This is a genomic window from Endozoicomonas sp. Mp262, from assembly GCF_025643335.1.
Taxonomy (GTDB): domain Bacteria; phylum Pseudomonadota; class Gammaproteobacteria; order Pseudomonadales; family Endozoicomonadaceae; genus Endonucleibacter.
Genome location: NZ_CP092489.1, coordinates 1,395,142 through 1,407,174 on the forward strand (window position 1 = coordinate 1,395,142; position 12,033 = coordinate 1,407,174).

General features: G+C 46.9%; 14 protein-coding genes. 4 read left to right on the plus strand and 10 right to left on the minus strand.

Annotation, left to right across the window (positions count from 1 at the left end):
* Positions 1-160: 160 nt before the first annotated feature.
* The 3 genes from MJ595_RS06065 to MJ595_RS06075 all read left to right on the plus strand — a co-directional run bounded on the left by MJ595_RS06065 (position 161) and on the right by MJ595_RS06075 (position 3,264).
* Positions 161-1,327, plus strand: a complete 1,167-nt coding sequence (locus tag MJ595_RS06065; RefSeq protein ID WP_263081550.1) for a phosphoglycerate kinase — start codon at positions 161-163, stop codon at positions 1,325-1,327.
* A 379-nt stretch (positions 1,328-1,706) separates the two neighbouring features.
* On the plus strand, positions 1,707-2,345 hold the full coding sequence (locus MJ595_RS06070; protein WP_263081551.1) for a hypothetical protein: 639 nt from the start codon (positions 1,707-1,709) through the stop codon (positions 2,343-2,345).
* On the plus strand, positions 2,326-3,264 hold the full coding sequence (locus MJ595_RS06075; RefSeq protein WP_263081552.1) for an alpha/beta hydrolase: 939 nt from the start codon (positions 2,326-2,328) through the stop codon (positions 3,262-3,264). The genes MJ595_RS06070 and MJ595_RS06075 overlap by 20 nt, the downstream gene beginning before the upstream one ends.
* Before the next feature lie 73 nt (positions 3,265-3,337).
* On the opposite strand, the gene MJ595_RS06080 is transcribed toward MJ595_RS06075, so the two are convergent.
* From MJ595_RS06080 to MJ595_RS06090, 3 genes are read right to left on the minus strand one after another with little or no spacing between them, the layout of a single operon-like run.
* A complete protein-coding gene (locus MJ595_RS06080) occupies positions 3,338-3,892 on the minus strand; it encodes a YggT family protein (RefSeq protein ID WP_263081553.1) in 555 nt (184 codons plus the stop codon).
* A gap of 51 nt (positions 3,893-3,943) precedes the next feature.
* Positions 3,944-4,771, minus strand: a complete 828-nt coding sequence (proC, locus tag MJ595_RS06085) for a pyrroline-5-carboxylate reductase (RefSeq protein ID WP_263081554.1) — start codon at positions 4,769-4,771, stop codon at positions 3,944-3,946.
* Positions 4,772-4,785: 14 nt separating this feature from the next.
* Positions 4,786-5,478, minus strand: a complete 693-nt coding sequence (locus MJ595_RS06090; RefSeq protein ID WP_263081555.1) for a YggS family pyridoxal phosphate-dependent enzyme — start codon at positions 5,476-5,478, stop codon at positions 4,786-4,788.
* A 167-nt stretch (positions 5,479-5,645) separates the two neighbouring features.
* On the opposite strand from MJ595_RS06090, the gene MJ595_RS06095 reads away from it, so the two are divergent.
* Positions 5,646-6,683, plus strand: a complete 1,038-nt coding sequence (locus tag MJ595_RS06095) for a type IV pilus twitching motility protein PilT (RefSeq protein WP_263322468.1) — start codon at positions 5,646-5,648, stop codon at positions 6,681-6,683.
* On the opposite strand, the gene ruvX is transcribed toward MJ595_RS06095, so the two are convergent.
* From ruvX to gshB, 7 genes are all read right to left on the minus strand, one after another.
* Positions 6,676-7,113 (minus strand): Holliday junction resolvase RuvX, encoded by a 438-nt coding sequence (gene ruvX / locus MJ595_RS06100; RefSeq protein WP_263081556.1) that lies wholly within the window; start codon positions 7,111-7,113, stop codon positions 6,676-6,678. The two genes, MJ595_RS06095 and ruvX, sit on opposite strands and share 8 nt — an antisense overlap.
* A gap of 70 nt (positions 7,114-7,183) precedes the next feature.
* Positions 7,184-7,756: a YqgE/AlgH family protein gene (locus tag MJ595_RS06105; protein WP_263081557.1), complete on the minus strand. Its 573-nt coding sequence runs from the start codon at positions 7,754-7,756 to the stop codon at positions 7,184-7,186.
* 153 nt (positions 7,757-7,909) lie between these two features.
* Positions 7,910-8,389, minus strand: coding sequence for a helix-turn-helix domain-containing protein (locus MJ595_RS06110; RefSeq protein ID WP_263081558.1), 480 nt, complete (start codon positions 8,387-8,389; stop codon positions 7,910-7,912).
* Complete coding sequence (locus MJ595_RS06115; protein ID WP_263081559.1) at positions 8,386-8,727, minus strand: DUF4258 domain-containing protein; 342 nt, start codon at positions 8,725-8,727, stop codon at positions 8,386-8,388. The genes MJ595_RS06110 and MJ595_RS06115 overlap by 4 nt, the downstream gene beginning before the upstream one ends.
* 137 nt (positions 8,728-8,864) lie before the next feature.
* On the minus strand, positions 8,865-9,506 hold the full coding sequence (locus MJ595_RS06120; protein WP_263081560.1) for a hypothetical protein: 642 nt from the start codon (positions 9,504-9,506) through the stop codon (positions 8,865-8,867).
* A gap of 403 nt (positions 9,507-9,909) precedes the next feature.
* Positions 9,910-10,791, minus strand: a complete 882-nt coding sequence (locus MJ595_RS06125) for an energy transducer TonB (protein WP_263081561.1) — start codon at positions 10,789-10,791, stop codon at positions 9,910-9,912.
* Between the two features lie 288 nt (positions 10,792-11,079).
* Positions 11,080-12,033, minus strand: coding sequence for a glutathione synthase (gene gshB / locus MJ595_RS06130; RefSeq protein WP_263081562.1), 954 nt, complete (start codon positions 12,031-12,033; stop codon positions 11,080-11,082).

The following is a 12,033-nucleotide window of genomic DNA, read 5'->3' on the forward strand; positions in this document are numbered from 1 at the left end:
ATCCAAATCACTGGATGAGATTTGTACGTACCAGCCAGGATTATTTTGTGCTATTGTCCCGAACATTTTTAAGGCCAGGCTGTACCTAGTACTCCATTTAAATGTACTTCCCGGGTTCAGCTATCGGTCCATTCCTGTCACTTTCGACGAAGGAAAAATCATGAACGTACTGAAAATGACCGATCTGGATCTGTCCGGAAAACGCGTGCTGATTCGCGAAGACCTGAATGTTCCGGTCAAGGACGGTAAAGTTACCAGCGATGCCCGCATTCTGGCATCCCTGCCCACCATCAAACTTGCTCTTGAAGCCGGTGCCAGAGTGATGGCTACCTCTCACCTGGGTCGTCCTACAGAAGGCGAGTATGATGAGCAGTTTTCCCTGAAGCCTGTGGCCGATTACATCAGTGATTTGCTGGGTAAAGAAGTTCGACTGGTTAAAGACTGGGTTGATGGTGGTTTCGAGGTTGCAGAAGGCGAGCTGGTTATCCTGGAAAATGTCCGCTTTAACAAGGGCGAGAAAAAGGATAATGAAGCGCTGTCCTGCAAAATGGCAGCCCTGTGTGACGTTTATGTAATGGACGCCTTTGGCACCGCGCACCGTGCCCAGGCTTCCACCCACGGTGTTGGTAAATTTGCGGCTGTTGCCTGCTCCGGTCCACTGCTGTCAGGAGAACTGGATGCACTGGGCAAGGCCCTGGGTGAGCCAGCCCGTCCGATGACTGCCATTGTTGGTGGCTCCAAGGTTTCCACTAAGCTGACAGTACTGGAATCCCTGTCCGAAATCTGCGACCAGCTGATTGTTGGTGGTGGCATTGCCAACACCTTCCTGGCAGCGGCGGGTAAAAATGTAGGCAAGTCCCTGTATGAGCAAGACCTGATTCCCCAAGCCAAGGCGCTGATGGAAAAGGTTAATGTACCTATGCCTGTGGATGTGATCTGCGGCAAGAAGTTCGACGAAAATGAGCCAGCGGTTATCAAGACTGTGGATGAAGTCTGTGATGACGATATGATTTTTGATGTTGGCCCGGAAACTCAAAAACTGTTCGCTGAAGTTCTGAAAAGCGCTAAAACTATTCTCTGGAATGGCCCTGTGGGGGTATTTGAGTTTGATCAGTTTGGTGAAGGAACCAAGTCCCTTGCCATGGCGATTGCAGAATCTTCCGCATTCTCTATCGCCGGTGGTGGTGATACCCTGGCTGCCATTGATAAATACGGCATCAAGGAAAAAGTATCCTATATTTCCACCGGTGGCGGTGCTTTCCTTGAGTTTGTTGAAGGAAAAACCCTTCCTGCCGTGGCAATGTTGAAAGAAGCCGCTGCAAAATAGTGGCTTACCAGCAAAGCGGCGATTTGCGCTGCTTTGCTGAATAATAAAAAATCAATAGCCTTCTCTTTTTCTATTTATACGACAAAAGACTTTTCATGCCCGACTGTTTATATCATTAGTTTTTATTTATACTGAAAATCACGGGTATTGTGTTTAAAATAGCACTAGTTAGTGCCTGTTTTCTGTAGTAACAGACCAGCATAGATTATAAGAAAAAAGCAAACCCGAATGTTGCTTACCCGACTGATGACAACAGTATTACTGTAGCAAGGGAAGGTAGTATTTGTTGCATGACTCTGCACGTTGAAGTGACCTGTTTTATATTCATGTAACCTCTGTGGCTTAAAAGTACTAAGAATGGAATATTCAGGGATATAGTATGTCGCGTATGAAAGAAGGCTGGTATCTGCTTAAAGCCAGGACAAAACAAGAACAGCGAGCTTATGAAAATCTTGAAAATCAGGGTTTTGACGCATTTTGCCCCATCATAAAGCGGCAAGAAAAAGGAAAAGTAATAAAAGAAGAGGTTCTATTTCCCGGTTACCTTTTTCTGTATCTGGATCTTAAAGACCTTGACCGGTATTACCTGATTCGCTCAACAAGAGGCGTGTCAACTGTCGTTCAGTTTAATCAAGTCAGTCGCAGGCTACTGGAAGATGGAAGACTTCCGGCAAACAGTGGTAATGAACTAAAAGAGCTTTTACCCCAGCCCATACCTAATGGCGAGAACATTATTTCCCAGATTAAGGAAATGGTGGTATTCCTGGAACAGTCCCGGGATAGCGATGCGGTTTTTCACACCGGTGATGTGGTCACGGTCTGCAACCCCTTATTTGATCACCTTAAGGCCACCTTTATAAAAGGAATCAGTGTAGACCGTGGGGTTATCCTCATTGAATATATCAAGCAGCAGCGCAGTATCGATGGTACAGTTGAAGAAAAGCACACAAGACCTCCCAGGAAATTAACGGTAAAGCTGAAAGACCTGAAAAAAGCCGATGGATATCAAGGCCACTAAAGAATCAATGCCAGCCCTGGATTTCTCAGGGCGCTCAATGTTGCCGGAGCACCAGGCCTACAATCACTATTACGGACTGGGTCTTGAGACTCAGATACCAGGGATCTCTCACCAGTTTGGCTATATAGACAGTGGCCACTATCGGCTGGCCTGTCATAGCTACCAACCGGCAAAGCCCAAAGGCACTTTTTTCCTGTTACATGGCTATTATGACCATACGGGTCTTTTCCGGCATATTATCCGGTATTTTCTGGAGCAGAATTACTGTGTATTCGTCTATGATTTGCCAGGTCATGGGCTATCAAGTGGACCATCGGCTACTATACCGGACTTTTCCATATACAGCCTGTTGCTGGAAAATATCCTTAACTACTGTGAAAGCAACTTACCCAAACCCTGGAATGTCTATGGACAAAGTACGGGGTGTGCAATCATTACAGACTATTTGGTAAACCATAGTCGCCAACTTAATCCTCCCAAATTTAAGCAGGTGGTGCTTTCTGCTCCGCTGGTTCGCCCCTATTTATGGAATCTCGGTCGGGTACAGCTATACCTTACCCGTCCTTTCCTTAAGCAGATTCCCAGAAAGTTTACCGATAATTGCCGGGATCAATCCTTTCTGGCCTTTGCCCGGGAGGATCCTCTGGCGCCGAGGATTCTTCCTGTGGAATGGGTCAATGCCATGGATCGATGGATACGCAGAATCGAGAAAATACAGGGGCTGACAGTGCCTGTCTCTCCCTTAATATTACAGGGCACTCATGACAAGACCATTGATGCTACCCATAACATTGCGGTACTGAAGCGTTTGTATAAAGGGGCCACGGTTCTTTATCTGGAACAAGCCCGTCACCACCTCCCTAATGAGCTTGAAGCTACACGCACTGAGTATATGGAGTGGCTTTCATCATTTTTATAAGGAATTAGGGAAGAGGAAAGAAAGGTCATCCCCAAAAGCCGAACAATATTCCGACTTTTGGGTGTTTCAATCATTACATGAGTCCGGCTAGCAGGTTTTTCAGCATCATAATAATAATGACGATCACCATGAGGGAAAGATCCAGCCCGCCAATGGGAGGAATCACTTTTCTTACCCGGCTGGATAGCGGTTCTGTAATCTGGTGAAGCAACATTAATCCCGGATTATAGCTGCCCTGGGCAATCCAGCTGGCAATGGCAATAATAATCAGGCTGAACATATAAATATCAAGGATGTGTTCTGCCAGCTTGATGAGGCTAGTGATCAAAATGGTTGGAAAAGGAATGGCTGTAGGGGCAATACCCTTCATAGTTACCAACAGATACAGTAGCGCGATCTGTAGTGCCAGTGCCAACACGAGTGAAGCGGCATCAATACCTCCAAACCCCGGAATCACTTTACGAATAGGATTTAACAAAGGTGCTGTCACTTTTACTATGGCCTGGGAGATTGGGTTGTAAAAATCAGCCCGGACGATTTGTAGTAAAAAACGCAGCAATACGGCCATGATATACAACCCGCCAAGGGTCTGTATCAGGAAGCTAAAACTGGATGACAGTGCAGACATAATACCCCTCTAATTAATGAAATATCCGGGCTAGTGAATTCCAATAGATTACTACTTGCCCAGCTCCACAGCCATTGCTTTCGCACGTTGCACGGCTGCATCCATAGCTTCTTTAACCAGGCCATCGAGCCCCCCCTCCTGAAAAGTTCGAACGGCTTGTTCTGTGGTGCCGCCAGGGGAACAGACGCGCCTGCGTAGCTCTGCAACATCCAGGTTAGCCTCAGAGGCCATTTTGGCGGCTCCCAGGGCTGTCTGTAACGTCAGCCGTTCTGCCACTTCAGGGGCCAGGCCAAGCTGTGATCCCATTGCTTTCATAGTCTCCATAAACAGAAAGTAGTAAGCGGGTCCGCTACCGGAAACGGCGATCACGGCATCAATGAGCGCTTCCTCATCAACCCACTCACTTATGCCTACGGCATTGAATATGGATTCCACCTCAGCCTTTTGTCTATCAGACACCTTGTTATTGGCAAATAGCCCGGTGGCACCAAAACCCAGCAGAGAAGGCGTATTAGGCATACTTCTGACAATAGCCAGGGAGTCGTCTCCCCAGCTTTCAAGACAGCTCATGGAGATTCCTGCCGCTACAGAGATCAGCAGCGGCTGTGTTTCTGCCAGAATCGGAGTAAGGTGGGTTAAAACCGGTTTTACCAGGGCTGGCTTGACACATACGCAGACAATATCTGCATGACAGGCATCTGAATTATGCCCGGATGTCCTGATGCCAAACCGATTGCCAACCTCTTGCCGGGTGGATTCTGATGGTGCTGTGGCTATGATACGGTCTGGGCACCATCCCTGGTTAATCAAGCCCCCTATAATGGACTGGGCCATGTTTCCTGCGCCAATGAAACCAATGGTTTTTGACGGTGTTGTCATATGAACCTCTCAGATTACAAATAGTTCCGGGCACCAAATAGGGCTGTGCCAATCCGGACCATGGTAGCCCCTTCATAAATAGCCGCCTCCAGGTCGCCGGTCATCCCCATGGACAGTGTGTCCATTTGCAGGTCAGATTCCTGGTTTAACTGTCTGAATGCAGTGGCAAGGGTATGAAAAGGCGCTCTCTGTTTTGATGGATCAGTCTCCGGAGCTGGAATTGCCATTAGACCCCGAAGTTTCAGTGCGGGCAGGCTAGCTATTTCCCTGGCAAGATCTGGCAATTCTGCCAGTGTAATACCCGATTTACTGGCTTCACCACTAATATTAACCTGCAGGCAAATATTCAATGGCGGTAACCCTTCGGGACGCTGTTCACTCAGCCTTCTGGCAATCTTTAGCCGGTCAACACTGTGTACCCAGTGAAAATGACTGGCTATATCCCGGGTTTTATTGGACTGTATCGGGCCAATAAAGTGCCAGCAAAGATCCGTCAAATCCGACAATTGAGCTATCTTATCCAGCGCTTCCTGAAGGTAGTTCTCACCAAAATGTTTCTGGCCCAGCGAATAGGCCTCACGAATCATTGAGTCAGGCTTGGTTTTGCTCACCGCAAGCAACTGAACGTCACCTTGTCGGTTACAGGCATGCTCTGCCTGTTGGATTCTGGCAATTACATCATTAAAACAACGTTGTAAATCGGTCATCTGGGTTCACTTGGCTGAAACGGGAAAGGCGCACAATGCTGCCTGGGTTCAGGCGATCAAGTACACTCAATGAGTCCTGTATTACTGCCGATATAATACCCGTTACTCTTTCTAACTACGGTTTTTGCCGGATACTTATCGCAAAAAGGATACAGGAAAAGGCTCTGATGGATATTACTGAACTGCTTGCATTTAGCAACAAACAAGGAGCATCGGATCTGCATCTATCTGCCGGTATGCCTCCTATGATCAGGATTGATGGCGATGTCAGGCGAGTGAATGTGCCGGCGATGGATCATAAGGAAGTGCACGGGCTTATTTACGATATTATGAGCGACAAGCAGCGTAAGGACTATGAAGAGCTTCTAGAAGTGGACTTTTCCTTTGAAGTGCCGGGAATAGCCCGTTTTCGTGTTAATGCTTTCAATCAGTCCAGAGGGGCTGGCGCTGTTTTCAGAACCATTCCCACCAAGATTTTATCCATGGAAGATTTGGGTATGGGGCAAGTGTTCAGGGATATTTCGGTAAAACCGAGGGGCCTGGCTGTTGTGACGGGACCTACCGGCTCGGGAAAGAGTACCACCCTGGCCGCGATGCTGGACTACATTAACGACACCAAATATGAACATATACTCACCATCGAGGACCCCATTGAATTTGTTCATCCCCCTAAAAAATGCCTGGTTAACCAGCGGGAAGTACAAAGGGATACCCATGGCTTTAATGAGGCCCTTCGTTCAGCCCTGCGGGAAGACCCTGATATTATCCTGGTGGGTGAAATGCGGGATCTTGAAACCATCCGGCTGGCATTAACGGCGGCGGAAACCGGTCATATGGTCTTCGGAACCCTTCATACCACATCGGCAGCAAAAACCGTTGACCGGATTATTGATGTATTCCCTGCCGATGAGAAGGCCATGGTTCGGGCCATGCTGTCAGAATCCCTGGAAGCGGTTATTTCCCAGACACTGCTCAAGAAAAAAGGAGGTGGCCGGGTAGCAGCCCATGAGATTATGCTGGGAACCTCTGCTATCCGAAACCTGATCCGTGAAGGCAAGATTGCCCAGATGTACTCATCGATTCAGACCGGCCAGGCTCTGGGCATGCAAACCCTGGATCAATGTCTCGAAAAGTTGATCAAGCAAGGGTTAATCACACCAGAGGCCGCCCGGGATAAAGCCAAAGATCCTGACAAGTTTAGGTGATGATTACTGTATTATTTTCATCGTTAAGCCAGCTTTCCAGAATAATCTGGGCCGCCATGCCATCCACAGGCTTCGACTTGTAATGGCCGTGATGTCCCAGTTTTCCGGCCCAGTCCTTAGCCTCAAAAGAACTCAGGCGCTCATCCGCTTCATAGAAGGGAAGATTAAAACGGCCATGGATACGCTTGCCAAATTTACGGGCCCGTCTGGACATTTCTGACTCGGTGCCATCCATATTAAAGGGAATACCCACCACAACGGCATCCGGTTTCCACTCATCAATCAGTTGGGCAATGTGATCCCAGTCAGGAATGCCATCCCGTGCTTTGAGGGGCTTTAGCGCCGATGCTGTTCGGGTTATCACCTGCCCCACAGCAATGCCAATGTTGCCAGTGCCAAAGTCAAAGCCCAGCAGGGTATTAATCTTCATTACAGTTTTACAGCCTTTAGGCATGGAAAGAATTCAGGGCAGTGTACTACACTCCTGCTGTTTTCACGTGTCACCCATGTCCGACATCCGATGAAATCAGCCCCAGGTCTATGCCCAGGCAGGATGCCGCTTTATGCAGTCGCAGATGGGTGGGGGTGTCAAAAATGATCGCGGGATCAACCTCGCAATTAAGCCAGGCATTGTCTGCTATTTCCTTTTCCAGCTGTCCTGCTCCCCAGCCTGCATAACCCAGGGCAACCAGGGAGTCAGCGGGGCCTTTTTCCTGGGCCATGGCCATCAGAATATCTTTTGAAGTGGTTAACTGAAGACCTTTACAGATAGAAAGGCAGGACTCCCATTTCATTTCTCCACTGTTGAGGACAAACCCTCTTTCTACAGCCACAGGGCCACCGGAATAAACAATATCGCCATGCTGGCTCATTGCATCAGGCTGTTGTATTCCCACCTGCCGGTATATCTCTTCCAGCTTCAGATTGGTTGGGCGATTAACAATAATACCCAGAGCCCCCTGGGGGCTATGCTCACAGATTACCGTCAATGATGCCGCAAAAGATGAATCTGCCATCTGGGGCATGGCAATCAGAAAGTGACTTTTCAGACTGGTGAATGACATGATGCTCATAATGCCAGTATTGGTTTAAACCCGATAATTGGCAAATAATACCAATATTCTTTTATCCATCCGGTTCTTGGTGGGAAAGAGAGAACTCTGGGAATGGGTAACAAAAAAAGGCCGCCGAGGCAGCCTTAACATTTGTGCTATCACCCACCATCATCAAGCTGTTCGTTGCCAGTGGTTTTCAATCTCCCTAAAGGTGAGTTCCCTAATGGCCAGCTCGGCATCACTTTCAGCCAATACTTGCAGCAGATGGCCTACATGACTTTCTTGCCTAATAGATTCCAGATACAGTGATCGCAACAGCACATCAGCAGCCCTTGGCATGGCTATCTGGTTTTTTTCCCAGCGCGCAACACTTTGATCCTGTACATTGAGTAATTCACCGAGCCTTTTCTGGGACAGGTTCATTTCCACCCGAAGGAAACGAGCTTCTTTTCCATCCAGGGCTGAGGGCTTGTCCACCAAAGCCCTGCCGATCACTTCATGAAGGCTATCAACATCATCGACACTGACGTACTCTTCTCCATCAATAACCTCAATGTGGAAGCCATTCTCCAGATATACGTATGACAGACCACACTCTACGTAATGATGCATAGCCCTATCCTCTTTACCCATAATCCATTTGTATTTCATTTGACGATCACCGTGACTACAAAAGCAGTAGGGTCTTCGTCATGCCGCTTGAGATCAACCACCACCTCTACTGTGGCTCCGGCTGCGAAGCCTTGCAGGTTGAATTTCCAGTTCCCTTTTGGGGTCGGATGCGGCTCTTCAGTAAAAAAACTATGATCGGATCGCAAGACCTCAAAAACCTGCCTGTTTGTGATGTTCCTTTCTATCATCCGTTCTCTGGCATGCTTTCCAAACTTCACTCTTGACGAGTATTTCTTTGCCAGTTCCTTGATGATTTTCTTCGCTGACTGTCTGGTCAGCGGAAATTCCTTGTATGGTCTTGGCTTTGTTACGTCCATTCACAACCTATCATTTTGATACCTGTAATTATGATAGATAATAACACTATTAGCCACCGTTCTTTGTGCTATCACCCACCAAACTGCTCTACAGAATATGTGGCACAAAGGTTTTAGAAACCTACTAACTCTTTTAGCTATTCTATGTGGAGATTAGCGCATGCTTCATCTGAACAACGACCTATACAAACTCTTGGCGTGTCGGTAGCCGCTAATTGATTTAAATACTCTTTTATTTTGACCACTTCATTTTGGTTTCTAGGGTGATAATAATTGCATGCTTGTCTTATGCATCTTTGCGAAACAGAATTTTTACATATAACAAATGTACCGCTAGCGGAGGTTGTAGTTTGCGACATAAGCCTAGGCATGATAACTGGGGGGTAATTTTGAGTAGTTACTTGATGCGCCACCGGTACGTGGTAAGGAATATTAGAAAAAAATTCCGGAATTGGTGACAAGGTTGCACTAAAAGAGTTATCCCCACGCAAACTAAGGCCAAACACTTGGCACGGTTCGTTATTAATTAGTAACAGAGCAGAACCTGTTAAACCTAATAGATTTTGGTTAACGACAGGTTGATGAGAAGGAAAGGTATAAGGGAAAAAATATATTCCATTTTGAAATGATAAATTGCTTTTAGCCCAAGACTCTTCCATTCCTGAAGGCAAAAAGAAAACATATTTCAAATTATTTGGGCTAACAGCTATATGCCATCCGGCATTTAAATTTAGCGAAAAAACAGCTAACAACAACCAAATAACAAATGATTTTTTCATGGATAACTACACAAGGAATAAAGCTTTAATTGCTAATTTTTAGTAGAGAAAAAAGCTTCTTTCCTCAAAAAAAACCATGAGAGTTTCTTGAGCCTTTTGCACAAAAAGAAAAAGAGTACCTCGAATCGTAGGTTCGCCACGAATGGTTATCACACAATACGCAGTTAACACTGCACGCTTACAGGCTACAGCCTGTAAGGGCTAGAGGCGCAAACATCCCCAAGTCAGGATATAACTATCTATAACTACTATTAATGTAACTATTTATATTGATATGGTTAAAAATTATTTAATAACGGCTGTAAAGAAATTTATGGTACATTAGCTATATATTTGCTTTGATAGTTGTTGAACGGTGTAATGCCAAATAACCATATGTGCGTTAAAAAAATAGTTCTTAAATTTAATTGCTGAATAACTGGTCACCCGGTTCAAAGCGCCAGGTTCTGATAATCTCTACCAAATCATAACTTTTCAGGTCTTCGCCAAAGGGTGAAAAAGGGGCAGCCAGTCGTACAATGCGAATAGCGGCATCATCCAGCACTTTGTAGCCAGACGAGCGCATCACTTCCACATCATGTAAAGAGCCGTCCCGGTTAATGGCGACCATCAAGCTTAACTCGCCATAGAGCTTTTCTTTTCTGGCCTCTTCCGGATAATTCAGGTTACCCACCTTTTCCACTTTCCTTCGCCAGGACTCTTTGTAAAAGGCACCGGGTTCCTGAAGTGTTGAAGCGGCAGTGAGCCGTTTGATTCTGGGGCGTTTGGCATAGGCCTGACGCTCGGTGCGAAACTGGGCTTCAAGGCTGGCAATTTCATCCCTCAGGTTAATTTTCTTTCTGGGAGCGGGTTCCGTATCAACTGGCTCTTTTACCGCTTTTTGATGTGCTTCTGTGTCTGGAAGCTTATTTTCAGAATTACCCTGGGTCACCACACGATTGCCAGAACCTGTTCTCTTTTGTACTGGTGGTGAAGAGGGGGTGCTGATCTCTTGCACATCCCGTATTGAAGTATCATGGAAAGGCACAGGACGATCAGTGGAAGGCAGTGCTTTTTTTTCCAGGGTTCCGCTACCCTGCTGATTGAGCTGTGCCAGATAGTCAGCCTTATCCGGTTTTTCCTCGGCTTTGTAGGTGGCCAGTGTGATTTCAAGGGTCTGGGGAGGTTTCTGCCTATCCTGAACACTGAATCCTATGCCAAATATAATCAGGGCATGAATGGCCGCTGCCATAAAAAGGGTGAACCCGAGGCGGTCATGGCTTGTAACAGTTGAAGACTGAGGCATGGTATCTATTCACTGCCTGATTTCCTTGGCATTATACATTGTCATCAATGTATCGGGTGCTGGCAAGTGTCAACAACCGGATTTAATTCGCACCTCGCTCTCCGCGTTTCGAGAGTGTCGTGAACCCTATTTTGTTTGCATATAACACCGTTAGATTCTTTTCTCTTTTTTTACCACGGAGGCATAGAGGCACGAAGTTTTGATATTTCCAAACAATAAATCTCCGTGTCTTTGTGCCTTTGTGGTTAGTCAAAATATCTTTTGTGACACCCTTTCTCACCGGGAGTCCTAACGAACAGCCAGCTTTTCTTCTATGCGATCCATCAACTGATCGGCAATGCTAATGCCAAACTGGTTATCCAGTTCCCGGATGCAGGTGGGGGAAGTGACGTTGATTTCAGTCAGGTAATCGCCGATGACATCCAGCCCCACAAACAACAGGCCTTTTTCCTTTAATACCGGGCCTACCTGCTCTGCAATCCAGCGATCTTTGTCAGACAGTTCCTGCCCTACACCGCTGCCACCTGCTGCCAGGTTTCCGCGCAATTCACCTTTGGCCGGAATCCGTGCCAGGGCATAAGGCACCGGTTCACCATCAATCATCAGGATACGTTTGTCACCGGCTTTAATATCCGGAATAAATTTCTGCACCATGGCCTGTTGCTGGCCATGGTTGGTCAGGGTTTCAATAATAACGCTCAGGTTCGGGTCTCGGAGATGCGTACGGAAAATAGAAGCACCTCCCATACCATCCAGAGGCTTGAGTACCACATCCTGATGCTCTTCAATAAAGTCACGAATCAGCCGGGCACTTCTGGCCACCATTACCGGTGGTGTGCACTGAGGGAAAAGGGTGGCAAAGTATTTTTCATTGCAGTCACGGATACTCTGGGGCTTGTTAACGATCAGCGTTCCAGCCGCTTCTGCCTGCTCCAGAATATAGGTGCTGTAGATAAATTCCATATCAAAGGGCGGGTCCTTTCGCATCAGGATCACATCCAGCTCTGCCAGCTCAGTTTCCTGACGTTCTCCCAGGCTATACCAGTTTTCCGGATTAGCCTGCACAGCAAGCGACTGCATACTGCCATAGGCTTTGCCATCTCTCTGGTAGAGATCAGCCTGCTCCATATAAAACAGCTTCCAGCCTTTCTTGCTGGCGGCTAGCAGCATTGCCAGCGAGCTGTCTTTTTTATAGTTGATGGCGCTGATAGGGTCCATCACAATACCAAGCTTAATGGTCAT